We start from the raw sequence: 25932 nt of genomic DNA on the forward strand, positions 1-25932 counted from the left end.
CGGTAAGGTGCGTCACCGGCCATTGATCACCGACGGAGGCCCCGTGAACGTACCGCCACCCATGCCCCCTTTCCAGCAGCAGCCTCCTGCCCCGCACCCGGCGTACGCGCCTCCGACGCCGACGCAGCCCTACCCGTACGCCGGACCGGCGCCCGTGGGAGCCATGCCCGGGCCCGGCCTCGTGTGTGAGGTGTGCGGAGCTGCGCCGGCCGCGGCGGTGACCGTTCGTGGACATCAGGGCATGGTCGTGATCATGCGGTTCCTGCGGCGGGAGGGCCTCTTCTGTCGGACCTGCGGGACGGCTGTCTTCCGTCAGATGCAGGCGGACACCCTGGTGCAGGGCTGGTGGGGGCCACTGTCGGCGATCATTACGCCGTTCGTCCTGTTGCTGAACCTCAGTGCCCGGTCCACCTTGCGCGGCCTCCCCGAGCCCACCACCGGGAGCCGGCGCCCGCCGCTCGACCCGGGCAAACCGGTGCTGCGACGCCCTGCTGGCCTCGTCGTCGCCGTGCCGCTGGCCGCGCTCGGTCTGATCGTCATGGCCATTCCGGTGCTGCTGGTCATCGGGATGGTCGTCGGGGACGATCCGCCGGAGACACTCACGGTCGGTTCGTGCGCCCGCAACGACGGTTCCTGGAGTGCCCAGGACCTGAAGCCGGAGGCCTGCGGTTCGTCCGACGCGGAGTTCGAGGTGACGGAGCCCGGGGCGGAGGGGTGCGCGGCCGGGGACTATCTCGCCGACCTGGAGTACAGCGCGGATGGTGCGACGTCGCTGTGTCTGCATTACGTTGAGCGGTGAGGACGTCCTCGCACGTCGTAAGCTCCCCCGCTGATGGTCGACACAGCTCTTGGGGGACGTACGTGGAACGACCGGACGACCGCACCGCATCCGCCCTGCGCTTCGCCTCGGAACTCGTCGCCTGGGTGGCCACCCCCTGGGCCTTGGCCGCGTACTCGTGGGTGCTCGCTGCCCTGGCGGTGGTGGTGCTGATCGGTCTTCCGACCGTCTTCTCCACCCCGGGTGACAAGGCGCAGGTGATCGTCCCGGTCCCGGGCCCGGTCACCATCCTGCTCGTGGTGCTCCAGTTCGCCGCGGCCGTGATCTCCGCGTGGGTGGTGTGGCCCACCCTTGCGGCAGTCCTTGTGTCTCTCCTCGTCGCCGCGAGCCTCGTCGCGGAGCGCCGGCGTTGGCAGTGGCTGGTCTCCAGGGATCGACGCACCAGCTGAACAGGTCCGAGAAGTCACGCCCAGGGCCGACCGGCAGCACGGTCCGGCCGGCCCTGGGTGTCCCGCTCGTCAGCGTTCGTCACGGCAACGCGTGCACGTGCGCCCCCACCGCGTTGGACCACGCGTTCCCCGCAGCCGCGTCCCAGTTGGTCGACCAGGTCATCGCGCCCCGCAGGTCGGGGTAGGTGCGAGCCGGCTTGAAGGACCCGCAGCCCGTTCCCTTCGTCAGGCAGTCGAGCGCGTTGTTCACCACGGACGGGGACACGTACCCGCTTCCGGCGCCACTCGGCGAGGCCGGCAGTCCGAGGCCCACCTGTGACGGAGCCAGCCCGCCCTCCAGCTGAATGCAGGCCAGGGCCGTCAGGAAGTCCACCGAGCCCTGGCTGTACACCTTGCCGTCGCAGCCCAGCATGGAACCGCTGTTGTAGTACTGCATGTTGACGACCGTGAGGATGTCCTTCACGTTCAGGGCGGTCTGGAAGTACGCGTTGGACGTGGACTGCATGTCGATCGTCTGCGGGGCCATCGTCAGGACCAGGGAACTCCCCGCCTTCGCGGACAGTGCCCGCAGTGCCTGCGTCATGTACGTCGCGTTGAGCCCGTTCTCCAGGTCGATGTCGACGCCGTCGAAGCTGTACGTCTGCATGAGCGCGTACACCGAGTTCGCGAAGTTGGTCGCGGAGGCCGAGTCGTTCACCGACACCGCCCCACGCTCGCCGCCCACCGAGACGACGACCTTCTTCCCGGCGGCCTGCTTCGCCTTCACGTCCGCCTTGAACTGGTCGACGGTGTAGCCGCCCAGACCGGCGGAGTCGAGGGTGAAGGTCACCGCGCCCGGTGTCGTCGTGGCGTCCGCGAAGGCCACCGCGATGATGTCGTACGGGGACTGGACGGCGGAGAGCCTCTGGACCGTCGCGCCGTTGTTGAAGTTCTGCCAGTACCCGGTTACCGCGTGCTTCGGCAGCGAGACGTCACCACCGCCCGGAGAGGCCGTGGTCGTGCCGGTCACCGCCGCCGACTTCCCCGACTCTCCCGCCGCGTTGGTCGCCGTGACCTGGAAGGAGTACGACGTCGAAGCCGCGAGGCCCGTCACGGTCGCGGACGTTCCCGTCACGGCCGTCGCCTTCGTGCCGTTCCGGTAGACGTTGTAGCCGGTCGCGCCCGAGACGTTGCTCCACGACAGGGAGACCGACGACGCGGAGGTTCCCGACACCGACAGCCCGTTCGGCGCCCCCGGGACCGTGGGCGCCGGAACCCCGCCCCCGCCCCCGTCCGGCCCGAACACCGACACGTCGTCCGCGAAGTACGCCGCCTGCCCGTACCAGCCGTGCGTGTACACCGTCACCGCGGTCGTCGACGCGCCCGTCCTGAACGAGGTCGACAGCTGCCTCCAGGACGAGGAATCCGGCGTCCACGTCGACACGTCCGTCGTGCCCGTGCCCGTCGCGCCCAGGTACGCGTACCCGCCCCGCACCCACGCGCTCAGCGTGTACGTCGAGTTCGGCTTCACCGCCACCGTCTGGGTGCAGCGGGCGTTGTCCTGCCCGGCCGGCGTCGCCTTCAGCGCGGCCGAGCCGCCGTGCGCCGGCGCGGAGACCGTCGTACCGCTGCCCGTGGAGCAGGTCCAGTCGGTCAGTCCCGACTCGAAGCCGGCGTTCTTCACGTTGTTGACGTCCGCGGCGGACGCCGGGCCCGCGCCGGCCACCGCCAGCGCGAGGGCCAGGGCTCCGGCAAGGAGCAGGCGGGTCCGTCTGGGTATGCCTGGTACGGGGTCCACTGAAGCCTCCGGTGGGGGAGAGGGGCGGAGAGGGGCGGAGATTGACGACGGTGGCCACCGTTGGACGTACAAGTTGGTCCAGACCAATTCACCTGTCAAGAGGTCGAGAGCGGGAGAGGGTCTCATCGCCGGATCAACTCACCCTCGTAGCAAATGATCTCGTGGCACATGCACCCCATCTGGACTGAAATAGCCCCCTTTTGCACTCCCAACAGGACCAGGAAGTCACAGAAACGCTGTTCTCCGGTCACAGGGGCGTGGATACAGTGCTCAGGTAGTCACGCAGTGAAGTCGACTGGGTGCGCCGGGGTAGGGCCGGGCGGGCCGACAGGCATGGGATTCGGGGAGCTGCGCGTGCCAACTGCCATCGCCGTGACCAGTGCCGACATGGCGCTGCCACCGCAGGACGATCGGACCATGCCCGCCGTGGTCCTGTCGGGCCTGGACACCGAGCCGCTCGACCGGTCGCTGGCCGTCCTGCAGTCGCTGATCGACCAGAACGGGCACGTGATCGTCGTGTGCTCGCAAGCGGTCCCGGAGAAGACGGAACGGCGGCTGCACACCGTACGTTCCCTGCTGGAGAGCGACCGGATCGCCCTGTTCCGTCCCGAACTGCCACCACTCGGACTCGCCGTCCTGGCCCGCCAGTTGAGGCAGCTCGCCTCCTGCGACCTCAGCCCTGGCGTGCTCGCCTCGGCCGGCCGGCTGCTCACCCACTACATCCACGCCGGGGCGCTCCTCGGCTCCGTGGCCAAACTCGACCGCGTCCCCGTGGGCCTGAAGTCGCACGCGAAGTCCTGGGTGCCCGGCAGCCAGTTCGCGGTGCTCGCGCATCCGCAGCCGCAGCTGGAGCGGCTCGGGCCCGGGACCACCCTCGCGGGGCCGGAGTTCGCCACCTCCATGCTGGTGGCGAAGGGGCAGCTCCAGTCCGACTGGGTCACCGCCTCGCTGGCCAAGGCGTGGCAGGTGCAGGGGCTGCGCGAGAGTCCCCTGCCGACCGAGTCCACGCAGTGGTGGGGGACCGGCAGGCTGATCGAGTTCTGCACCTTCCTGCCCGATCTGTCGGTGCTTTACCAACTGGTCACCTCGGTACGGCAGAACACCTGTCACTGGTGCGGCATCGACGTCATCGGCGACCGCTGCGTCTTCTGCTCCGCCACAGCGCCCGTGTCACCTGTTCGCGAGAACCAACTGCCCGCCGGGTAACGCCTCACGGCAGACCCGCACCCCCCGACTCCGCTCGACCGAACCCCCAATGAGGTTGCACGGTTCATGAACTCCCGTCAGCGCCGCGGCGTGATACTCCTGCTTCTGTCGGTCCTGTGCGCCCTCGGCGCGTTCGCCGGCGTGCTGTCCGTCATCAACGACGTGAAGTCCAAGGTCGGACCCGAGGTCACGGCGTACCGGCTGAAGTCCGAGGTCAAGCCCTACACCAGCCTCTCCACGGGCCAGTTCGAGAAGACCGAGATGCCCGAGCGCTGGCTGCCGTCCACCGCGGTCACCGACCTCGCCCAGATCCGCGGCAAGATCGCCGTCACCACGTTGAAGGCCGGCTCCCTGCTGCAGAGCGACATGATCGTCGACCAGCCCGCTCTGCAGCCCGGGCAGCAGGAGGTCGCCATCATGATCGACGCGGCGACCGGGGTCGCGGGCAAGATCACGCCGGGTGCGACGGTCAACGTGTACGCCACGTTCGAGGGACAGCGGGAGGGCGACCCCGCCCAGTCCAAGATCATCGTGACCAACGCCAAGGTCCTTGACGTCGGCAAGCTGACCGCCCTCAAGCCCGACGAGAGCGACCGCGCCCGGCAGGAGACCGACGCCGTCCCGATCACCTTCGCGCTCACCACCGTCGACGCCCAGCGCATCACGTACGCCGAGTCGTTCGCCGAGGAGGTCCGGCTCGCGCTGGTCGCACCCGGCACCGACACCACCGTCCCGGAACAGGACCGCACCTACGAACTCGGCAAGGACAAGTGAGAGGCCGCCATGCCCACGAGGATCCTCCCCGCTGTCGGCGACGCGGACGCGGCCCGGTCCATCACCACCCTCCTCAGCCAGCTCCCCGACGCCGAGCCGGTGTCCCCGGTGGTCGACTCCACACAGCTCATCGACACCCTGGCCCGCCTCGCCGCCGAGTCGATCGACGAACTGCCCGAGGTGGTCGTCGTCCACGAGCGCATCGGCCCGGTTCCCGCCCTGGAGCTCATCCGTGAAGTCGCCCTCCGCTTCCCGGCCGTCGGCGTCATCCTCGTCACCTCCGACGCCAGCCCCGGCCTGTTCCAGGCGGCGATGGACTACGGCGCCCGCGGCCTGATCGCCCTGCCGCTGGGCTACGAGGAACTGGCCATCCGCGTGCAGGCGGTCGCCCAGTGGTCGGTGGGCGTACGGCGTCACCTGGGCGCCGGCGGCGACGTGTTCACCGGCGTCGGCGGGACCGTCGTCACGGTCAGCGGCGCCAAGGGGGGCGTCGGCACGACCCTCACCTCCATCCAGCTCGCCCTCGCCGCCCAGGCGTCCGGCCGCAGCACGGCCCTGGTCGACATGGACCTCCAGACCGGTGACATCGCCTCGTTCCTGGACGTCCAGTTCCGTCGCTCGGTCGTCGACCTGGCCGCCATCACCGACATCTCCCCGCGCGTCCTCGCCGACGCCGTCTTCCGCCACGACACGGGCCTCGCGCTGCTGCTCGCCCCCGGAGAGGGCGAACGCGGCGAGGAGGTCACCGACCGGGCCGCCCGCCAGATCGTCAGCGCCCTGCGCTCCCGCTACGACGTCGTCGTCGTCGACTGCGGCTCCCAGCTCGGCGGCGCGGGCGCGGCCGCCGTGGAGATGGCCGACACGGCGTTGCTGGTCACGACGCCGGACGTGGTCGCGGTCCGGGGCGCCAAGCGCACGGTACGGATGTGGGACCGGCTGCAGATCCGCAAGGCCGAGGAGACGACCGTCGTCGTGAACCGCCACACCCGCGGTACGGAGATCCAACCCCCGCTGATCCAGAAGATCACCGGCACCCCCGTCGCCGGCACCGCGATCCCGGCCAACTTCAAGGAACTGCAGAGCGCGGTGGACGCCGGCCGCCTCCACGAACTGGACAACAGGAGCACGGTGAAACAGGCCCTCTGGGGCCTCGCGGGCGAGCTCGGACTGGTCAAGGGGTCCGAGGCGCCCGGCCACCGCGCGGGCCGGCTTCGCGGCGGCGACCGGACGGCGATCGGCTTTCGGCGGCGCAGAGAGCTGGGGAGGTAGCGGTGCGCCTCGGGACGCGCCTCGGGATCCGCCAAGGGATGCGCGACGGATCGCACCGCCGCCGGCGCGGGGACGACGGCCAGGTCACCGTCGAGTTCCTCGGCATGACCCCGCTGATCATCCTCACGCTGGTGCTGATGTGGCAGTTCGTGCTGCTGGGATACACGTACACGCTCGCGGGGAATGCTGCGGACGAGGCGGTGCGGGCGGCGACGGCGGTGCCGGAGGGGGAGCGCCAGGGCGCGTGCGTGCAGGCGGGCATGGACAAGCTCCCGGACGCGTGGGGCGGCACGGTGGACTGCGGCACGGCCGGCGGCTACGTCACGGCCGACGTCACGCTCCAGGTCCCCGTCCTCTTCCCGGGCTCGATCGGCTTCCCGTTCGAGGTCAAGGGCCACGCGGGGGCCGTGGAGGAGGTGAAGGACTGAGATGTCGTACGACGGGAAAGGACGGGTCCGCAATGAACGTCTCCGCGACGGACGTCTCCGGAACGGGCGCCTCCGCGAGGGACGTCTTCGGGAGGGACGTCTCCGCGACGCACGGGTCCGTGAGGGGCGCCTCAGTGAGGGACGTCTTCGGGACGCACGGGTCCGTGAGGGGCGCCTCCGGAACGGACGCCTCAGCGAGGGACGCCTCCGCGACACACGGGTCCGTGACAGGCGCATCCGGAACGGACGTCTCCGCACCGGACGCCTCCGCACAGGCCGCGACCGGGGCCAGGTCGCCCTCGAATACCTCGGGTTCATCCCGATCCTGATCCTCGTGGCACTGGCCGGCGTCCAGATCGGGCTCATCGCCTACACCGCCCAGCAGGCCGGAACGGCGGCCAGGGCCGGAGCGCGCGCCGCCTCGCTCGACATGGGCGCCCAGGAAGGCTGCCAGAACGCGGTCAGCGGCTGGCTGGCGGACGGCACCGACTGCTCCGCAGCCTTCGGCGCCGACGAGGTCACCGTCACCGCCACCGTCGACATCCCGTCCGTCGTCCCCGGCTGGGACTTCGATCCCGCCCAGAAGACCGCCACCATGCCGGTCGACCACTGAGGAAGCACCCATGAGTCTGCGGTCACGCATCAACTCCCCCGAGGAGAACGGCAGCCGGGGCGAGGACGGCCACCTGGTCGCCTCCTACCGGGCCAAGCTGCTGGAGGAGATCGACCTCGCGGAGATGAGTTCGCTGGCGGCGGCCGAGCGCCGGGCCCGTCTCGAGCGGGTGCTCGGGCACATCATCAGCCGGGAGGGCCCGGTCCTGTCGACGGTGGAGCGCTCCCAGCTGATCCGCAGGGTGGTCGACGAGGCGCTGGGCCTCGGCATCCTGGAGCCGCTCCTCGAAGACGCGTCGATCACCGAGATCATGGTGAACGGCCCGGACTCGATCTTCGTCGAACGCGGCGGCCGGGTCGAGCAGTTGCCCCTGCGCTTCCCCTCCCACGACCAGCTGATGCAGACGATCGAGCGGATCGTCTCGACGGTCAACCGGCGGGTGGACGAGTCGAACCCCATGGTCGACGCCCGCCTCCCCTCCGGCGAGCGCGTGAACGTGATCATCCCGCCGCTGTCCCTCACCGGCGCCATCCTCACCATCCGCCGCTTCCCCCGTTCCTTCACGCTCCAGGAACTGGCGGGCTTCGGCTCCCTCGACGACCACATGCTGTATCTGCTGGCGGGGCTGGTGCAGGCGAGGTTCAACATCATCGTGTCGGGCGCGACCGGCACCGGAAAGACCACGCTTTTGAACGCCCTGTCCGGGCTCATCCCCGAGGGCGACCGCATTATCACCATCGAGGACTCGGCCGAACTCCAGCTCCAGCAACGGCACGTGGTCCGCCTGGAGTCGCGCCCGCCGAACGTGGAGGGCCAGGGCCGGGTCACCATCCGCGACCTGGTCCGCAACTCGCTGCGCATGCGCCCCGACCGGATCGTCGTCGGCGAGGTCCGCGGCGGGGAGTCCCTGGACATGCTCCAGGCGATGTCCACGGGCCACGACGGCTCCCTGGCCACCGTGCACGCCAACAGCGCCGAGGACGCGCTGATGCGGCTCAAGACCCTGGCATCGATGTCCGAGGTCGAGATCCCTTTCGAGGCGCTGCACGACCAGATCAACAGCGCCATCGACGTGATCATCCAGCTGACCCGGTTCGCCGACGGCGTCCGCCGCATCACGGAGATCGCGCTGCTCGACAGCCACGGCAGCGAGCCGTACCGCATCGCCACGGTCGCCCGCTTCAACGCCCAGCCGATGGCGGCCGACGGCCGGATCTACGGCCGATTCGAGTACTTCCCGATCCCGCGCGGCACCGCCGACCGCCTCTACATGGCGAGCCAACCCACGCCCCAGGCCTTCGGCGTGGCCCAGTCCGCAGATCAGCTAGCCACCCGAGTAGCCAGGTAGGAACCACCCCCATGGATCTCCAGACCCTCCTCACCCTCACCACCGGCATCACGCTGCTGACCTGCGTACTCGCCGTCATCGGCGTCCACACCTACGCCAAGGGCAGGGCGCAGCGGGCCGCACTCGTGGAACGCCTCGCGGCGGCCGGCCAGATACCGCTCACCGGCCGCCGACGCCACTTCCGCAACCTGGACCGCCGACTGCGCCGTATGAAACTCGGCCGGAAGCTGGAACTCCGCCTCGCCGCGACCGGCCTGGACATCACCCCCGGCGAGTTCTTCGCCGGCATGCTCGCCGCGGTCGTCGGCCTCTGGCTGATCGGCCAGGCCACGCTGGCCCCCTTCTTCGGGCCGATCGCCGGACTGCTGGGGATCTGGGCGGCGGTCCAGTTCCTCAACTGGCAGCGGCAGCAACGCATCGAGAAGTTCATCAACCAACTCCCCGAAATGGCCCGCATCCTGGCCAACGCGACACAGGCGGGACTGGCCCTGCGCACGGCGATCGGAATGGCCGCGGACGAGCTGGAGGCCCCCGCCGGAGAGGAACTCGCCAAGGTGGCGAACCAGTTGGCGGTGGGCGCGACGCTGGACGACGCGCTGGGCGAGATGGCCGAACGGCTGCCGTCCCGCGAACTGGTCGTCCTGGTCACGACCCTGGTCCTGTCCAACCGGGCGGGCGGCCAGGTGGTGAGCGCGCTGCGCAACCTCACGGAGACGCTGGAGGAGCGCAAGGAGACCAGGCGCGAGGTCCGCACACAGCTGTCCCAGGTGAGCATGACCTCGTACGCCGTCCCGGTCCTGGGCGTGGGCTCGCTCTTCCTCATGAACGGCGTGAAGGACGGCGCACTGGACCGCATGACGGGCTCACCGGTCGGCCAGGGGGCGGTCATCGTCGCGTTCGCCCTGTACGCGGTGGGCTTCATCCTCATCCGCCGCCTGTCCCGCATCGACGTCTGAGCGGCGGGGGATCACACCATGGCACTCTTGCTCGCCCTGCTGATGGGCCTCAGCGTCTGGGGCGTCTTCGCCGGCATCCGCATGTACCGGGCCGACGCGAAACTGCCCAGCGACCTCGCGCTGGCCCTGGAGGTCGGCGCCACCCGCACCGGCGCGGTGGACTCACTGATCGACCGCCTGGGCATGCGCTACGCCCCCGCGGTGCTGCGGCTGATGGGCCCCAAGCAGGTGGCGAAGTACCGCCGCAAGATCGACCTCGCGGGCAACCCCGGCGGCCTGACGATCGACCGCTACGCGGCCCGCAGGGCGGTCTACGGCTTCCTGGGCGGCGTCGGCTTCCTGGTCTTCCTGCTCCGGGGCGATCTGCTGGTGGCCCTGTTGCTGCTGGCCTTCGGCGCGTTCTGGACGGAGGTCGGCATCTGGTCGGCGATCCGGATCCGCAAGGACGTCATCGAGCGGACCCTGCCGGACTTCCTGGACGTGCTCGCGGTGGTGGTGAGCGCGGGACTGGGCTTCCGGCAGGCACTCGACCGGGTGGCGTCGAAGTACGAGGGACCCTGGGCCGACGAACTGCGCATCACCCTGCGCCAGATGGACCTCGGCATGAGCCGCCGCCAGGCCTTCGCGGAACTGCGCCGGCGCAACGACTCCGAGCAGGTGGCGATGTTCGTCACGGCACTCCAGCAGGGGGAGGAGCTCGGCGCGCCGATCGTCGACACCCTCGTCTCCCTGGCCAAGGACATGCGCCGCACGGACGCCCAGAACGCCCGCCGCAAGGCCGCGCGGGCGGTCCCCAAGGCCACGATGATGATCACGACGTTCATGGTCCCGGCCACGATGATCCTGCTGGGGGCGGGCCTGCTGCTGGGCTCGGGCACGGACTTCGGGTCCATTACGGGGGAGTAGGGGGGCATGTTGACGGTGAGGAAGCCGGGGCGGGAGGCGCAGCCCTCCGCGGCGACGATCGGCCGCGCGAGCGCCGACGGAGACCAGGCCCCACAGGGGGCCCACCTCGACGCACCCGCACTCTCCGTCCAGGTGAACGCCCTCCAGGCCATGTGCCGCCAGGTCTTCGGCTTCCGCCTCGCCATGATCGCCCTGGCCGCCCCCGCCGCCCTCCTCAACGCCAACCCCGGCCTGGGCGTCCGCCTGGTCGGCGCGGCCGTGGTGGTCACCTTCATGACCTCCTACGTCCTCTTCAGAGACTGGGAACGCTTCGGCCCCCTCCTCCTCCGCCACCCCACCCTCCTCGCCGCCGACACCCTTCTCGGCTCCCTGCTCCTGGTCTCCGCGGGCCCGGACACCACGCTCGCCTACGTCAGCGTCTGCACACCCCTCCTCGCCGGCCTCCTCTACGGCTGGCGAGGCGCAGCCGTCTTCGCGTCGGTCCAGTCCCTGGTCCTCCTGCTGGTCTACGCGACCCTCGAAGACGGGCCCCACATCGGCCTGGCGGAGCGGCTGCTCCTGCCCGGACTGTGCGTGATCACCGGCGCCGTGGGCTCCACCCTGCGGGGGCTCATGCTCCGCTTCGGCACGGCGACGCAGGCGCTGGCCACCGTCAAGGCCCGTCTCGCCGTCACCGAGGCGGTCGGCGCCGAACGGGCCCGCCTGGCACGGGAGATGCACGACTCCGTCGCCAAGACCCTGCACGGCGTGGCCCTCGCGGCGGACGGCCTCGCCGACTCGGCGAGCTCGGCGGACATGGACCCGGCCCGGGTGAAGCAGCAGGCAGAACTGGTCGCCCGCGCCGCCCGCCGCGCCGCCGCCGAGTCCCGCGAACTCCTCACCGACCTGCGCCGCGAGTCGGACCCTGCCCACTGCACGGACGTACTGGCCGAACTGGCCGCTCACACCGAGGACTTCAGTTCCCGTACGGCCCTCCCGGCCACCTTCCACCCCACCGGCGAGGGCAACACCGGCCCGCCGCTCGTCCCGCCCGCCGTGGCCCGCCAACTCCTCTCCATCGCCACGGAGGCCTTGGAGAACGCCCACCGCCACGCGTCCGCGACGCACGTGGAAGTACACGCCGGCGTCCACGGCGACCTGCTCCGCATCAGCGTGCACGACGACGGCCGCGGCCTCCCCCCGGACACCACCCTCGAACACCTCCGCAGATCCGGCCACTTCGGCCTGGTCGGCATGGTCGAACGCGCGGCGAAGGTCGGCGCCCGCATCGACATCGGCCGGGGCGCCCACCCGAGCGGCACGGAGGTCCTGGTGGAACTCCCCCTGGCAGCCGTGACCCCGAACCAGCCCGCAACCCCCCATCCAACGACCCTTTGAGAGGAGGCCGAAAGATGCCGGACCGACAGACATCACCCCGCACCCCCCTGCGCGTCGTCGTGGCGGACGACAACCCGGTGGTACGCGCAGGCCTCACCGCCCTGCTCTCCGGCCGCGCGGACATCACGGTCGTCGCGGAGGCCGCCGACGGCCACGAGGCCTGCGCGGCGGCCCGCGACCACCGCCCCGACGTGGTCCTCCTGGACGTCCGCATGCCCGGCATGGACGGCATCTCGGCCCTCCCGCACCTCGTGCGGATCGCGCCCGTGCTGATGCTGACCTACAGCGCAGAGCCGGAGACCGTCCAGGAGGCCCTGCGCCGAGGTGCCGCCGGGTACCTGGTCCACGGCGAGTTCACGGTGAAAGAGCTTGTCACGGCCGTATGGGCGGCGGCAGCACGGGAGGGTGCGACTGCATACGAAAATGCGGAAGCAATCATTCCGCAGAAGAGCGATGAACTACCGTCTCCACCAGGGCATTTCGGGCTGCGAGGCCTCCCGTCTCCAGGTAATCCAAGTAATTTCCGCAAAGTACTTTCGCAACTGCAACCAACTGTGGGACAGTCGTCGAGGTTGCGGTTCCGGCTGAGTACCAGGGAGGCGGAGATCATGGACCTCATCGCATCGGGGATGAACAACCAGCAGATCGCCGCCACCTGCTTCATCAGCGAGAAGACGGTCAAGAACCACATCAACCGCATCTTCGCCAAGCTCCACAGCACGAGCCGCTCCCAGGCCGCCGCGAAGTGGCTGGGCACGGCACCGAGTTCGTACCGGGGACTGGGGTGACCTGTGGCGACCGGGAATTGGGCCCAGGGGCCCTCGGCAGGGCGGGGTGTTCCGGCTTACGGTTCGCGTGTCGAAGGCGACGACAGCGGAGGGGAACACCATGAGCAACTGGATCAACACGACCGTCACGTACCTTCAGGCCCGCGCTGCCCGCGACGACAGGGGGCAGACCGCGGTGGAGTACCTGGGGATCATCGCGGTGGTGGTGGCTATCGTGTTGGCGATCACGGGGACGGACATCGGCACCACGATCTACGACGCGATCACGGACAAGATCACAGAAGTCACCGGCGGCTGATGTGGTCGTGGCCCCATAGAAGCCATGACGCAGGGCAGGCCTTTCCCATCTACATCACTGTGGTGGCGGGTCTGCTCTTTCTCGCGTTCGCGTACCTAGCGGTCGGCCAGGCAGCGGCGAACCGGAACGGCGCCCAGACGGCCGCCGACGCGGCGGCTCTGGCGGCGGCTCTGGATACCCGGGACCAACTCGCGGACAAGTGGGTGGAGGACGTACTCGATCCCACCCAGTGGCAGGACATCTTCGACGGTGAGATACCGGGACTCGTCGACTCCTGCGGGCGTGCCGACGCGCTTGCCACCCAGAACGATGCCGCCGTGAACGGCTGTGGGTGGCCGACGCCTCTGGAGTACACGGTCGAAGTGGAGACCAACAAGCCCGTCGGGGACTCGATCGTTCCTGGTACGGAGAACATGAAGTCCGTGGAGTCCGCCACCGCAGTGATCGAGCCGCTGTGCACGTTCGAGCTTCCCGGGGACGATGTCGGGGACGACGTTCTGCCCCAGCTCAACTGCAGGGACAGGGACTGGGACCTGGATCCGGACGACCTCACCGTTCTGCCGGAACCCGAGGACCTCTTCGATGTCCATCTGGCCGACTGACGAGCGAACGACGAGTGATGAAGGAAGCGGAGAGATGAGCATTCGGTTCACAGCGAGGGCCCGCAGGGGGATGGTCGCATTGACCGTAGCGGCCGGTCTGGCCGTCGGTGTGGTCGGCTGCGGCGGAGGTGGCGACGACGACAAGAAGCCGGACACCCCGGCGTCCACTTCGAAGGAGAGCGAGTCCAAGCCGAGTGCTCAGGATGGGCAGTCCGACGAGCCCTTGGCCGAGTTGAAGGGTCAGGACGGTTTGGTTCTCCAAATCACCTCTGCCGAGCGTGATTCCGGCGGTTTCGTCACGGTGAACGGCAGCCTGAAGAACGACGGAGACAAGAGCGTGTTGGTTCCCGGAGCGGTGCGTGGCGATGAGACCGAGATCATCAGAAACGGTCGGTCACTCGGCGGCGCCACGCTTGTCGACTCAAAGGGCAAGAAACGGTACTACGTGCTCCGCGACACAGACGGCCGTCCGTTGACGACGACGGGCTTCTCCACCCTCAAGGCGGGCGAAAACCTGGCCGTGTTCATGCAGTTCCCGGCGCCGCCCACGAGTACGACCGAAGTGGCCTTCCAACTGCCGACATTCGCCTCCGCCACCATCCAGATCTCTGGGTGAGGCCCCCATGACCCCCAAGCCCCCCCGCCTCGCCCTGACCCTCACCGCCGCCTCCGTCATGCTCGCCACGAACCTCTTCACCGCGACCAGCGTCCACGCCGACGACACCCCCAGCGTCCCCCCGGGCACCGAACCCACCGCCTCAGCCCCCGTCAACGTCGACGCCAACGACCCCGACCTCAAGCTCCCCGAGGGCGCCACCCTCGCCGAGGCCAAGGTTCTCGACATCAAGCAGGTCGTCGAAGACCAGAGCGGTGACGAACGCCGTGAGGACACGAACGCGGACGTGAAGTTCGCGCTCCAGGCAGAGGTGTTGTTCGGCAAGGACAGCGCGAAGCTGAGCGCCGAGGCCAAGGCCCGTATCTTCGCGATCGCCGATGAGATCAAGACCCAGAACGCGACGAAGATCCGTGTCTTCGGCTTCACGGACAATCTCGGCTCCTCCGCCCACGGCGACGTCCTGTCCAAGCAGCGGGCCAACGCCGTGCAGGACGTCCTGGACCAGGAACTGAACGACCCGAACCTGGTCTTCGAGGTCCGCGGCTACGGCGAGGAGTACCCGATCTCCTCGAACGCGACGGAGTCCGGCCGTAAGAAGAACCGACGGGTGGAGGTCTCGTTCCCCCGGTCGGAGAACTGATCCGCGGCGGCACCGGAGGTGGTGCCAGGTACACCGTCGGCCGGGTGGGCAGAGCCATGGTGGGGTGACCAGGGCGTTCGTAGCCTCGTCGGCATGACTGATGACGAGCTGACGACTCACCACGAAGAGCAAGAGCCCTCGCGGCGCCGCGCGCTGCGCCTCGCCGCAACGGCCGGCGGTGCCGCACTCGCTGTCGGCGTCGGCGCGGGGACCGCGCGGGCGACCGACACCGGCCGCGCCACGGGACGTACGCAGTCCGGAGTCCGTACGTACGTCCTGGTCCACGGCACCCACAGCGCGGGCGTGTTCTGGACGGCGATCGGCAGGGAGCTGGCGTTGCGCGGGCACCGCGTCGTCGCGGTGGACCAACCGCTGCACGGAACCGAGAAGTTCATACCGAGGGCGTACCAGGCGCAGGACCTGCGGGCCCTCGCGACCGAACCCTCCCCGGTCGCCGCGCTCACCCTGGACGACTTCGAGCGGCGGGTGACGGGCGCCGTACGGCGGGCCGCGCGGCTCGGCGGTCCCGTCGTGCTGGTCGGGCACAGCATGGGAGGCGTGTCGGTCAGCAGGGTCGCGGACGCCGTGCCCGGACTCCTCGCGCACATCTGCTATCTGGCCGCCTTCTGCCCGAGCCGCAGCATGCCGTCGCTCGACGCGTGCGCGGCGTCGCCCGAGGGGCAGCGCTCCATCACGCCGGTGGAGCAGATCGTCGGGGACCCGGAGAAGCTGGGTGTGCTGCGCCTCAACTGGCGTACCTCCAGCCGCCGCGACCTCGCCGTGTTCAAGGAGATGATCTGCGCGGAGTACACGGACGGCGAGTTCCTGAGGGTGCTGGAGGGCATGCAGACGGACGAGTCGGTGACGGCGTACGCGGGCCGGGCGGTGGGCCGCGCCCACACGTGGGGCCGGATTCCCCGCACGTACATACGCTGCGGCAAGGACAGGACCGTGTCCCCGGAGCTCCAGGACCGCATGATCGCGGAAGCCGACGAACTCACCCCGGACAACCGCTTCACGGTCCACAACCTCCCGAACGCCGGCCACCTCGGCCCTTCGGACCCGACCCGCGTCACGGACCTTCTGCACGGTCTCCCGGTGTAGCCCGGCCGCCCGGCCTACTTCCCCTCCGCCTCGATCGCCATCCGCACCCCGACCCGCACCCCCCACCCCGCCATCCCCCCGGCCTCCGCCTCCAGCACATGCCGGGCCCGCACCCGCGGCAGCCCCAACCGGCCCGGCCTCATGGTGCGTACGGCGATGACCTTGAGCCTCCGGTCCAGGTACGCGACGTCGATGGGCATGCGCATTCGGAAGGTGTGGACGCTGTTGGCGGGGGACAGGAGCATCGCTCCGTCGACCGAGTCCCGGCCGAGCAGGCCTTTCGTACGGGCCCGGTACGAGGCGGCGATCTCCAGTGGAACCCTGACGACCGCCCCGCCCTCGCCGGGTACGACCAGCTTCCCTCGCCCGTCACGCCACCGCGCCATACCCGGCCCCCCGCCTTCCCGCTGCGCCTTCGACCTCATCCTCCCCGGCGATGATCACGCGCAACACCCCGACGGGTCAGCCCGGCCGGTGATCCCCCGTCCCCCCGTCGATGAGCTCCCGCAGGATGTCCATGTGGCCCGCGTGTCTCGCGGTTTCCTCGATCATGTGGACCAGGACCCAGCGCAGGGACACGGAGTCGTCCCGGCGCCATGCCGGGTGGCCCAGGGTGTCCAGGGGCAGGGTGGAGATCATGTGGTCGGCGGCGGTGCGGGCGCGGCCGTAGAAGTCGACGATCCGGGTCTTCGGCTCGTCCTCGCCCACCCACATGTCCTCGGCGCTGTACGGGTCGAACCACAGGGGCTCCACCACGCCGCCGAAGGCCTGCACGAACCAGCCGTACTCCACCGACCCGAGGTGCTTCACCAGCCCGAGCAGGTTCGTGCCGGAGGGGGTGATCGGCCGGCGCAGCTGCTCGTCGTCAAGTCCCTCCAGTTTCCACAGCACCGCGTCCCGGTGGCGGTCCAGGCTCGCGCGCAGCGTCTCCTTCTCCCCGCCCGCGTGCGGCATGCCCGAAGTGCCTGCTACGCCCTGAACATCCTGGCTCGTCATGCCATAAAAACTAGCAGCGCCCACTGACAACGCCCTGCGACGATCACCTCATGGCAGAGCAGCGCGGCATGACGGAACACGGCACGGGGGAGCAAGGGCGACGTGGCTTCGAGGAGCTCGTCGCCGAGGGTGCCGCCGTCCCCACCGAGGGGTGGGACTTCTCCTGGTTCGAGGGGCGGGCCACCGAGGCGCGGCCCTCCTGGGGCTATGCGCGCTCGATGGCGGACCGGCTGGCCGCCGCGACGGCCGCGCTGGACCTCCAGACCGGCGGAGGGGAGGTCCTGGACTTCGCCCTCGGTGCCGTCGCCCCGAAGGCGCCCGCGCTCACCGTCGCGACCGAGGGCTGGCCGCCGAACGTCGCCAAGGCCACCACCTTGCTCCGCCCGCGGGGCGTGGCCGTCGTCGCCTCGCCGGACGACGCGCCGCTGCCCTTCGCGGACGCGGCCTTCGACCTGGTGGTGAGCCGCCACCCGGTCCGCCCCAACTGGCTTGAGATCGCCCGTGTCCTGGAGCCCGGCGGCACCTACTTCGCCCAACACGTCGGGCCCGCGAGTGTGTACGAGCTCATCGAGTGCTTCCTCGGGCCCTTGTCCCAGGAACAGCGCAGCGGCCGTCATCCCGACCGCGAACGCGCCGACGCCGAGGCCGCGGGCCTGGAGATCGTCGACCTGCGTGCGGAGCGCCTCCGCATGGAGTTCCGCGACATCGCCGCCGTCGTCCATTTCCTGCGCAAGGTCGTCTGGATGGTCCCCGGCTTCACCGTGGACGCGTATGAGCCCCGGCTACGGGACCTGCACGAGCAGATCGAGTCCGAGGGCCCCTTCGTCGCCCACAGCACCCGCCACCTCTTCGACGCCCGCAAGCCGAAGCCGTAAGGCTCACGCCCGCCTTCACCCGCGCGCTCACGCATGCGCCCCCACCGTCACCTCCCCGACCACCAACTCGGCCCGTGACTCCAGTACGCCGCCCACCCGCTCCGCCTGCTTTCCCAGCTCCCGCTCCTGTCGCGCCGTCAGGCGTCCCAGCGGTTCCACCGTGACGGTCGTACGGCGGCCCTGGCGCCGCTGGTGCCACACCCCCGCCACCACGCCGTCGACGAGCAGCACTGGATAGTTCCCGGCCTGCCCGCCCGCCAGCGCCCGCCGGTACGCGGCCCCGGGGAACAGCAGCTCACGGGGCTGCGCGGCGATGCCGTAGGCGTCGAAGTAGGGCAGCAGCCGCACGCCCCGGACCGGTCCGTCGGGGAAGGCCGTGTCGCCGGCAGCCACCCACGCCGACGCGCCCTCGAACGCGACCTCCTCGATCTCGCCCGCCTGCGCGAGCTCCCTGAACAGACCACCGGCCCAACCGCCGGGCGCGGCGAGCCACTTGGCGAAATACGCCGGTGTCGCGGGGCCGTAGGCGCGCAGATATCGCCGTACGAGCTCACGCACCGCGTCCCGGGGCGGCAGCGGGTCGAAGTGCGGCGGGCGGGTGTACGTCACCTTGCGGCCCCGGTTCGGGCCGAAGCACAGGGCGCCCGACTGGCCGGCCCGGTGCAGCGCCTGCCGCCAGCGCGGCCACAGGTCCTGGAAGGCGGGCATCACCGGGTCGCCGGCCCAGGAGCCGGTGCGGGCGACGATCTCCGCGGTCAGCTCGTCGACGGTCAGGCACACGCCGTCGAGGGCGTCCCCGATCGCCGCCACGATCTGCCCGGCCTGCTCCTCGGTGACCCGCACGTCCGGCGCGAAGGGGCTCGCGCCGGACGGCACGGCCGGCAGCGCGGCGCTCCACATCGGCAGGTCACGCAGGGTGAGCAGATGCACGGTCCCGCGCGGACCGTGCGTCTTCACCAGTGATCGGTCCTCCCGGAGCGCCGCCCGTACGTCCGTCCGGGTCGTCCCGGTGCCCCGGACCCCCACCGACACCTCCGCCGCGGACAGCACCTGCGCGTGCGCGGCGAGCATCGTGCCGACGATGTCGGCGGCCGGAGTACCCCTCTCCGCAGGAGCGGCCAGGAACTGACGTTCCAGCCGCCGGGCACTGGCCTGGTCCCACGTGATTCTCACGGTCATGGGTCGACGGTAGGGCGGAACGAGGTCAGATCCTGTCCTAGTAGTCCGACCCTGGCATTCCGGAAGCGGGTGATCGGTCCCCTTCACCGCCGTGGATCCATGGCTCCTCACGGTTTCCACATTGTTATCGCAGGCGGCTCGCGCCGGACGTAGGTTCTCCCGTAGGTTCAGACCAAGGTGATTCGCGCAAGCAAAGCTGCGCGGGCGGTACCGCGCGGCGGAGGGGGCTGCGCGGTGCCGCGTCAAGGCCGCACACGTCCGGGTGTCACCCGGGAGAGGGAAGCGCACCAAACCTCCTGGATCTCCCCGGATCCCGCCCGATCCCCTGAGAATCCGCTGTGTTCCGGCCATGAACCCACCCCGGAAAGGGCCTCGAACGGCCATCTGGCCGTCGCCGCCCGACTCCGGAGAGTAGTTGTGGCACGCCGATGCACGCAGCATCACTTACGAAGGGTTATGGTGGAAACCCCCCCTCGGGCCGGTCCGTATCCCCCCCACGGACCGGCCCGTTTTTTCTGCCCGGACGGGGCACCCGTAACAGAGGCGACCACCGCGCGTCCCTCAGGGGGGCGCACTCACTCCCACGGGTGGCGCCCCAACCCGCCCGCATCCCGGACCACGCGCCCGCGATACCCTTCGCTCCGCGGGGACCGCCACCGTACGGAGGGGCTGACAAACACGTGAACCTGCGCGACAAGCTGCGCAGCCTGCTCGTCAGGCTGTACGCACGCCGGGTGGAAGGTCACCTGGACCACGCCCAGGTGCCCAAGCACATCGGCGTCGTCATGGACGGCAACCGGCGCTGGGCGAAGGCCGCGGGTTCCACCACAGCCCAGGGCCACCGGGCGGGTGCCGACAAGATCGAGGAGTTCCTCGGCTGGTGCACCGAGACGGACGTCGAGGTCGTCACCCTCTGGCTGTTCTCCACGGACAACTTCGACCGGCCGCAGGAAGAGCTCGTCCCGCTCTTCGGGATCATCGAGGACGTCGTCCGCTCGCTGGCCGCCGACGGCCGCTGGCGCGTCCACCACGTCGGCACGCTCGACCTGCTGCCGGAGGGCATGCAGCGCACCATCAAGGAGGCCGAGGAGGCCACCGAGAAGGTCGGCGGAATACTGGTCAACGTCGCCATCGGCTACGGCGGCCGCCAGGAGATCGCCGACGCGGTCCGCTCGATGATCCTCGACGCCGCCGACAAGGGCACCTCGATGGAGAGCCTCGCCGAGTCCGTCGACGTCGACATGATCGGCCGCCACCTCTACACCGGCGACCAGCCCGACCCCGACCTGGTGATCCGTACCAGCGGAGAACAGCGGCTGTCCGGATTCATGCTGTGGCAGACGGCCCACTCGGAGTACTACTTCTGTGAGGTCTTCTGGCCGGCCTTCCGCAAGGTCGACTTCCTGCGTGCCCTGCGTGACTACGCGGCGCGCCACCGGCGTTACGGCGGCTGAGGCGCGCGTCTCGCCGAAGGGCCCCCGTATACCCCGTTTGGGGCGGAAGTAACGAGGAGTTCATCAGCGCGCCGTCGTATGCACTGGCATGGCGGCGCATGTTCGAGGGCATAAGCCAAGCAGGTCGACGCCCGAACCACGGGTGTCGTATCTCAGCGGACGGCACGGGGCCGTCCGCCCGGGAGGCCCTTTGCACCAGCCCGACCGTGCGGTCACAGCACGGACGACGCGGAGGGCCGGTTTTCGGCCCGTGCAGGGCGGCCGACGACCGGCCCAGCTCCACTCCGTCGCTCCCCGACCTCATCCGAGGGGGTACGTCCTTCCGTGGTGACCAGCACAAAGCGCCACAAGCCAGACCGGCGCACTTATGTTCTCGACACCAGCGTCCTGCTGGCCGACCCGCACGCCCTGAACCGCTTCGACGAGCATGAAGTCGTGCTGCCGATCGTCGTGGTCACGGAGCTGGAGGCCAAGCGGCACCATCCCGAACTCGGCTACTTCGCCCGGCAGGCACTGCGCCTGCTCGACGAGTTCCGTGTCCGGCACGGCCGCCTCGATGCCCCCATTCCGATCGGGGACCTCGGCGGGACCGTCCGTGTCGAGCTCAACCACTCGGACCCCAGCGTGCTGCCCAGCGGCTACCGCCTCGGGGACAACGACTCCCGCATCCTCGCGGTCGCCCGCAACCTGCAGGCCGAGGGGTTCGACGTCACAGTCGTGTCGAAGGACCTCCCGCTCAGGATCAAGGCCTCGTCCGTCGGGCTCCTCGCCGAGGAGTACCGCGCCGAGCTCGCCATCACGGACTCCTCCGGCTGGACCGGAATGTCCGAACTGACCCTGCCCGGCGAGCAGGTGGACATCCTCTTCGAGGAGGGGCACGTCCACGTGCCCGAGGCCGCGGACCTGCCCGTGCACACCGGCCTGACCATCCAGTCCGAGCGCGGCAAGGCGCTCGGCCGGGTCACGCCCGAGGGCAACATCCGGGTGGTGCGCGGGGATCGCGAGGTGTTCGGCATCAAGGGCAGGAGCGCCGAGCAGCGCATCGCGCTCGATCTGCTCCTCGACCCGGACGTCGGGATCGTGTCCATGGGCGGCCGGGCCGGCACCGGCAAGTCCGCGCTCGCGCTGTGCGCGGGTCTGGAGGCGGTCCTGGAACGCCGCCAGCACCAGAAGGTGATGGTCTTCCGGCCGCTGTACGCGGTGGGCGGGCAGGATCTCGGCTATCTGCCCGGCTCGGAGTCCGAGAAGATGAGCCCCTGGGCACAGGCGGTCTTCGACACGCTGTCCGCGGTCACCAGCCGCGAGGTCATCGAGGAGGTCACCGCACGCGGGATGCTGGAGGTGCTCCCTCTCACCCACATCCGCGGCCGCTCCCTGCACGACGCGTTCGTGATCGTGGACGAGGCGCAGTCGCTGGAACGGAACGTCCTGCTGACCGTTCTGTCCCGGATCGGCGCGAATTCACGGGTCGTTCTGACCCATGACGTGGCGCAAAGGGACAATCTGCGAGTCGGTCGCTACGACGGTGTCGTCGCCGTCGTGGAGAAACTGAAGGGGCATCCGCTCTTCGCCCATGTCACGCTGACGCGATCCGAGAGGTCCCAGATCGCGGCCCTTGTGACCGAAATGCTGGAGGACGGGCACATCTGACCCTCACGCCCCATCTGGGGGTGGTTTCACAGCAGTTGGCGCCGTCCGGAAAGGCAGTGAGCCTAGCCGGGCGGCGCCTTCGCGTGTGGAGGTTTCTCGATTTCCCCAGGCCCAAACGGCATGTGAGCTTTCACACGCAACTCGGAATTGCCTTGCGGTGTCGGGTTACGGCAGAGTCTCACTCCTGTCAGGCCCCGCATACGGCACACCTGTACCCCCAGCGGTACGGCACCACAGAAGCGCCACATCAACTCCATATCGTCGCCGTATGCCGCCCGCGTCACCACACGGCGCTCCCCCCGGGGAGTTGCCCCACCGGGCCCGCGCCTCCGTGACCCGCAGTTGGGAGGCCAGTGCAAGGGGCACGATTGCGTCCGCCAGGGTCACCGAGGCGGGCGATGCTGGAAGGAAACCGTGTGAGCCCGATTTCGGTCCGGGGATTCGCAGTGGCCTCCGCCACGGCGGTCACCGCTGTCGGAAGCGTTGTTGGAGTTGCCTCGGGCAGCACCGCGCAGAACAACGACGCCGAGGCGACGGCAGCCGACTCGACGCTCCTCGCAGACATCCCCGCGGGTCAGCAGGCCCAGGTACAGACCGCCTCCCTGACACAGCAGGCGGACGTACAGGCCATCGCCGCGGACGCGAGCGCCAAGAAGGTGGCGGAGGAAGCGGCCCGCAAGGCTGCCGCCCAGACCGCGATCGAGAAGAAGGAAGCCGCCGAGAAGGCTGCCCAGGAGGCCAAGGAACGCGCCGAGGCGAAGACCAAGGCCAGCCGGGACTCCTCCAGCTTCCCCATCCAGAACTCCTACACCATCGCGCAGATCCAGGCGATGGCGCAGTCGATGGTGCCGAGCGGCCAGTTCCAGTGCTTCAGCAACATCGTGGACCACGAGTCCACCTGGAACTACCGGGCGGTCAATCCCTCCTCCGGGGCCTACGGTCTCTTCCAGGCCCTGCCGGGTTCCAAGATGTCGTCGGTCGGCTCCGACTGGCAGACCAACCCGGCCACCCAGATCAAGTGGGGCCTCAACTACATGGACAGCCGGTACGGCAGCCCGTGTGAGGCCTGGTCGTTCTGGCAGGCCAACCACTGGTACTAGCCGACACCCGCTCAACCCGGCACAGCCCCTCCCCGTCCTAGGGGGAGGGGCTTTCGCCATGTACGGTCGGTGCCGACGACGCCAGGGGGAGTGGTGGGGAGAGACGGGGGAGAGGGACGGATCATGTCACGCGTGCCAGGGTGGCTCGGACGGGTCGGCGCCAGACTGACCGACATGGGTGAGCGGTTCGGCGAGCGCCGGGCCGAGGCGGAGCGGGAGCACGCGGAGGCGGAGGAGCGGGACCTGCCCACCGACCACCTCCCGCCGCCCGCGGACCCGGTGCCCGTGCTCGTGGTGGACCGCCCTGATCCAGCACTGGCCGTGCCCTGGGGGATGCGCGTCGCCGCCGAGGCCGGCTGGCGTCTGCTCGTCCTCGCGGGGACGCTCTGGGTCCTCATGCGGGTCATCAGCGCCGTACAACTCGTCGTGCTGGCCTTCGTGGCGGCACTGCTCATCACGGCCCTGCTCCAGCCGACAGTGGAACGGCTGCGGAGGCTCGGCTTCCCGCGCGGGCTCGCCACCGCCCTCACCGCGGTCCTCGGGTTCGTCGTGATGGGCCTCATCGGCTGGTTCGTGACCTGGCAGGTCATGGAGAACATCGACAACCTCTCCGACCAGATCCAGGACGGCATCGACGAGTTGCGCAAGTGGCTGCTCAACAGCCCCTTCCACGTCACCGACAAGCAGATCAACGACATCGCCGAGAACCTGCGCGAAGCGGTCGGCGCGAACACCGACCAGATCACGTCGGCGGGTCTGGAGGGCGTGACGGTCGTGGTCGAGGCGCTGACCGGCATACTGCTGGCCGCCTTCTCGACGCTGTTCCTGCTGTACGACGGCCGGCGCATCTGGCAGTGGACCCTGAAGCTGGTCCCCGCGGCGGCCCGGCCGGGTGTGGCGGGCGCGGGCCCGAGGGCCTGGCGGACGCTGACGGCGTACGTCCGCGGCACGGTGATAGTCGCCCTGATCGACGCCATCTTCATCGGCCTGGGCATCTACTTCCTCGACGTCCCGATGGCCGTCCCGCTCGCCGTCTTCATCTTCCTGTTCGCCTTCATCCCCCTCGTGGGCGCGGTCGTGTCCGGCGCGCTGGCGGTGGTCGTGGCGCTGGTGACGCAGGGCGTCTTCACGGCGGTCATGGTGCTGGCGGTGGTCCTGGCGGTCCAGCAGATCGAGGGTCACATCCTCCAGCCGTTCATCCTGGGCCGCGCGGTCCGGGTGCACCCGCTGGCGGTGGTCCTGTCGGTCGCCGCGGGCGGGATGGTCGCCGGCATCGGGGGTGCGGTGGTGGCGGTGCCGCTGGTGGCGGTGACGAACACGGTGGTCGGCTATCTGCGGTCGTACTCCCATGAGGTCGCGTTGAAACAGTCGCCGCGTCCGAGGGGTGCCACGGCGATGGGGACGGCCTTGAACGAAACGCCCCCGAACGAAACGCCCCCGAACGAAACGCCCCCGCCGTCATAGCTCGTGGCCAGGAGCCCGGGTACGGGGGCACTCGGCAGCGGTCACGACAACGCCGGGAGCCCCGCTTCCGCTTCCCGCGTCGTGCCGACGGTCGGGGCGCTTGCCGGGAGGCGGGCCGCGAGGACGCTGGAAACGGGCGCCTGTTAATCGGTCGAACAAGCGCCGAACACAGACAGTCGGGCAGTCGGAAAGTGCAACTTCCGACAGTCGGGGACAGCTCGGAATACCGCGTCCGGAATATGCGCCCGGCCTGATACACCTTCCTCCCTCAGCACCACGCGTCAGGCGTAGGTGCGCAAGGCCGAGGGGCGCGATGCCGGGCTACGAGCTGCTCCCGCCGGCCGTGACCGGGTGCGGCCGCGAAGTGCTGCGCCGGGGTGCTGCGGGACGCCGGACCACCCGGAGCCGAGTCGATCAGCGCCGAGCGGCGGACCCGGCTGACTCGGCATTCCGGCGCCTCGCGCCGACCGGCGCCCGCGCACGGGGCGACGCGGGGGTCGCCGCCGCACACGACGCGGCCCGCGCGATCGTCTCGCGCCCCATCGACGGCTGCGAACGCACCCGCCGGGCCGAGCCGTTCGCCCAGGTCCCGGTGGGTGCGTTCGCCTGCCGTTCGCTGCGAGAGGCGGTCTGCGAACTCACCGCCGTCGCCGCCTTGCCCGTCCCGTACGCCGAACGCGTCCGGCCTGGGTTTCCTCACCGTGAACCCGGCGGCTGTGAACCCAAGAAGCCGAGCCGATCAGATGCGAACAGAAACAGGGAAGTGGGATACATGGATCACAAAGCCCTCGCGCTGGAAATGCGCGGCTTGCGCGAGCAGGTCGCCGGGATCACCGGCACCGCCGTCGCCGCCTCCGACGGACTGCTGATCGCCGCCGACACCGCCGACACCGCCGACACCATCGACCCGGAGGGCCTCGCCGCGCTCGCCGCGGCCGGCCTCGGTCTCGCCCGCCGTACCGCCGAGGCGACAGCGCGTGGCGCGCTGAGCCGGACGGTGACGTACGGCAGCAACGGCTGCGCCGCCTTCTACGCAGTCGGCGAGACCGCGCTGATGGTCGTCCTGGGCGACGAGGGGATCGACGTGGACCGGCTTCACCTCGCGACCCGGCCGACCCTGCGCCGTATCGAGTCGATCCTCACCGGCCGGGCGACCTCTCCGACCGGGTGAGGGAGCAGTGGGTGCCGCCCCGGGACCCGGGGGGCCCACAGCCCCCGAACCCGCCCCCCCCCCGCCGGCCCCCAGAGTCTGAGCACCGGCGGCCGGCGACGCCGCGGCACCCCC

27 protein-coding genes are annotated in these 25932 nt (G+C 70.0%); 23 read left to right on the forward strand and 4 right to left on the reverse strand.

Features of this window, described 5'->3' with window-relative positions:
- Positions 1–241: 241 nt before the first annotated feature.
- Both ACFWWR_RS15405 and ACFWWR_RS15410 read left to right on the forward strand, forming a co-directional pair.
- Entirely contained in the window at positions 242–799 is a 558-nt protein-coding gene (locus ACFWWR_RS15405; protein WP_384303626.1) for a hypothetical protein, read from the forward strand.
- 62 nt (positions 800–861) lie between these two features.
- Positions 862–1227: a hypothetical protein gene (locus ACFWWR_RS15410; protein ID WP_384303628.1), complete on the forward strand. Its 366-nt coding sequence runs from the start codon at positions 862–864 to the stop codon at positions 1225–1227.
- 79 nt (positions 1228–1306) lie between these two features.
- Here the strand turns inward: ACFWWR_RS15410 and ACFWWR_RS15415 are convergent, their stop codons facing one another.
- Entirely contained in the window at positions 1307–3004 is a 1698-nt protein-coding gene (locus ACFWWR_RS15415; RefSeq protein WP_384303630.1) for a chitinase, read from the reverse strand.
- A gap of 333 nt (positions 3005–3337) precedes the next feature.
- On the opposite strand from ACFWWR_RS15415, the gene ACFWWR_RS15420 reads away from it, so the two are divergent.
- From ACFWWR_RS15420 to ACFWWR_RS15490, 15 genes are all read left to right on the forward strand, one after another.
- Positions 3338–4210, forward strand: a complete 873-nt coding sequence (locus tag ACFWWR_RS15420) for a hypothetical protein (protein WP_384303632.1) — start codon at positions 3338–3340, stop codon at positions 4208–4210.
- A gap of 66 nt (positions 4211–4276) precedes the next feature.
- Positions 4277–4984, forward strand: coding sequence for a Flp pilus assembly protein CpaB (gene cpaB / locus ACFWWR_RS15425; RefSeq protein ID WP_383858026.1), 708 nt, complete (start codon positions 4277–4279; stop codon positions 4982–4984).
- 9 nt (positions 4985–4993) lie between these two features.
- Positions 4994–6253, forward strand: coding sequence for a CpaE family protein (locus ACFWWR_RS15430; protein ID WP_383858029.1), 1260 nt, complete (start codon positions 4994–4996; stop codon positions 6251–6253).
- A gap of 38 nt (positions 6254–6291) precedes the next feature.
- Positions 6292–6681, forward strand: a complete 390-nt coding sequence (locus ACFWWR_RS15435) for a TadE/TadG family type IV pilus assembly protein (protein WP_383858032.1) — start codon at positions 6292–6294, stop codon at positions 6679–6681.
- A 235-nt stretch (positions 6682–6916) separates the two neighbouring features.
- Positions 6917–7294, forward strand: a complete 378-nt coding sequence (locus tag ACFWWR_RS15440) for a TadE/TadG family type IV pilus assembly protein (protein WP_384303721.1) — start codon at positions 6917–6919, stop codon at positions 7292–7294.
- A gap of 10 nt (positions 7295–7304) precedes the next feature.
- On the forward strand, positions 7305–8642 hold the full coding sequence (locus ACFWWR_RS15445; protein WP_383858035.1) for a CpaF family protein: 1338 nt from the start codon (positions 7305–7307) through the stop codon (positions 8640–8642).
- Between the two features lie 11 nt (positions 8643–8653).
- Positions 8654–9598, forward strand: coding sequence for a type II secretion system F family protein (locus ACFWWR_RS15450; protein ID WP_383858037.1), 945 nt, complete (start codon positions 8654–8656; stop codon positions 9596–9598).
- Positions 9599–9616: 18 nt separating this feature from the next.
- Positions 9617–10504 carry a DUF5936 domain-containing protein gene (locus ACFWWR_RS15455; RefSeq protein WP_383858040.1) on the forward strand — a complete coding sequence of 296 codons (888 nt, stop codon included), beginning with the start codon at positions 9617–9619 and terminating at the stop codon, positions 10502–10504.
- A 6-nt stretch (positions 10505–10510) separates the two neighbouring features.
- Positions 10511–11881: a sensor histidine kinase gene (locus ACFWWR_RS15460; protein WP_384303634.1), complete on the forward strand. Its 1371-nt coding sequence runs from the start codon at positions 10511–10513 to the stop codon at positions 11879–11881.
- Positions 11882–11895: 14 nt separating this feature from the next.
- Positions 11896–12669 (forward strand): response regulator, encoded by a 774-nt coding sequence (locus ACFWWR_RS15465; RefSeq protein ID WP_384303636.1) that lies wholly within the window; start codon positions 11896–11898, stop codon positions 12667–12669.
- A gap of 100 nt (positions 12670–12769) precedes the next feature.
- Positions 12770–12967: a Flp family type IVb pilin gene (locus ACFWWR_RS15470; RefSeq protein WP_217241595.1), complete on the forward strand. Its 198-nt coding sequence runs from the start codon at positions 12770–12772 to the stop codon at positions 12965–12967.
- The gene (locus tag ACFWWR_RS15475) at positions 12967–13569 is read left to right on the forward strand and encodes a pilus assembly protein TadG-related protein (protein WP_384303638.1); all 603 of its coding nucleotides are present in this window, start codon (positions 12967–12969) and stop codon (positions 13567–13569) included. The genes ACFWWR_RS15470 and ACFWWR_RS15475 overlap by 1 nt, the downstream gene beginning before the upstream one ends.
- 34 nt (positions 13570–13603) lie before the next feature.
- A complete protein-coding gene (locus ACFWWR_RS15480) occupies positions 13604–14185 on the forward strand; it encodes a hypothetical protein (protein WP_384303640.1) in 582 nt (193 codons plus the stop codon).
- Between the two features lie 7 nt (positions 14186–14192).
- On the forward strand, positions 14193–14825 hold the full coding sequence (locus ACFWWR_RS15485) for an OmpA family protein (protein ID WP_383858057.1): 633 nt from the start codon (positions 14193–14195) through the stop codon (positions 14823–14825).
- A 93-nt stretch (positions 14826–14918) separates the two neighbouring features.
- On the forward strand, positions 14919–15929 hold the full coding sequence (locus ACFWWR_RS15490) for an alpha/beta hydrolase (protein WP_384303642.1): 1011 nt from the start codon (positions 14919–14921) through the stop codon (positions 15927–15929).
- 14 nt (positions 15930–15943) lie between these two features.
- Here the strand turns inward: ACFWWR_RS15490 and ACFWWR_RS15495 are convergent, their stop codons facing one another.
- Together ACFWWR_RS15495 and ACFWWR_RS15500 are read right to left on the reverse strand one after the other, a co-directional pair.
- On the reverse strand, positions 15944–16315 hold the full coding sequence (locus tag ACFWWR_RS15495; protein ID WP_383858062.1) for a DUF192 domain-containing protein: 372 nt from the start codon (positions 16313–16315) through the stop codon (positions 15944–15946).
- A 76-nt stretch (positions 16316–16391) separates the two neighbouring features.
- Positions 16392–16925, reverse strand: a complete 534-nt coding sequence (locus ACFWWR_RS15500) for a DinB family protein (protein ID WP_384303644.1) — start codon at positions 16923–16925, stop codon at positions 16392–16394.
- A 50-nt stretch (positions 16926–16975) separates the two neighbouring features.
- On the opposite strand from ACFWWR_RS15500, the gene ACFWWR_RS15505 reads away from it, so the two are divergent.
- Positions 16976–17800, forward strand: coding sequence for a methyltransferase domain-containing protein (locus ACFWWR_RS15505; protein WP_384303646.1), 825 nt, complete (start codon positions 16976–16978; stop codon positions 17798–17800).
- Positions 17801–17827: 27 nt separating this feature from the next.
- On the opposite strand, the gene ACFWWR_RS15510 is transcribed toward ACFWWR_RS15505, so the two are convergent.
- Entirely contained in the window at positions 17828–18979 is a 1152-nt protein-coding gene (locus ACFWWR_RS15510) for a winged helix DNA-binding domain-containing protein (protein ID WP_384303648.1), read from the reverse strand.
- A 680-nt stretch (positions 18980–19659) separates the two neighbouring features.
- Here ACFWWR_RS15510 and ACFWWR_RS15515 point away from each other — a divergent pair.
- The 5 genes from ACFWWR_RS15515 to ACFWWR_RS15535 all read left to right on the forward strand — a co-directional run bounded on the left by ACFWWR_RS15515 (position 19660) and on the right by ACFWWR_RS15535 (position 25818).
- Positions 19660–20433: an isoprenyl transferase gene (locus ACFWWR_RS15515; protein ID WP_383858073.1), complete on the forward strand. Its 774-nt coding sequence runs from the start codon at positions 19660–19662 to the stop codon at positions 20431–20433.
- Positions 20434–20757: 324 nt separating this feature from the next.
- Positions 20758–22083 carry a PhoH family protein gene (locus ACFWWR_RS15520; RefSeq protein ID WP_383858076.1) on the forward strand — a complete coding sequence of 442 codons (1326 nt, stop codon included), beginning with the start codon at positions 20758–20760 and terminating at the stop codon, positions 22081–22083.
- Positions 22084–22499: 416 nt separating this feature from the next.
- Positions 22500–23183 (forward strand): transglycosylase SLT domain-containing protein, encoded by a 684-nt coding sequence (locus ACFWWR_RS15525; RefSeq protein ID WP_383858079.1) that lies wholly within the window; start codon positions 22500–22502, stop codon positions 23181–23183.
- 123 nt (positions 23184–23306) lie between these two features.
- Complete coding sequence (locus ACFWWR_RS15530) at positions 23307–24647, forward strand: AI-2E family transporter (protein WP_384303650.1); 1341 nt, start codon at positions 23307–23309, stop codon at positions 24645–24647.
- Positions 24648–25419: 772 nt separating this feature from the next.
- A complete protein-coding gene (locus tag ACFWWR_RS15535) occupies positions 25420–25818 on the forward strand; it encodes a roadblock/LC7 domain-containing protein (protein ID WP_383858085.1) in 399 nt (132 codons plus the stop codon).
- Positions 25819–25932: the final 114 nt, after the last annotated feature.

Source organism: Streptomyces sp. NPDC058678 (assembly GCF_042714835.1).
Lineage (GTDB): Bacteria > Actinomycetota > Actinomycetes > Streptomycetales > Streptomycetaceae > Streptomyces.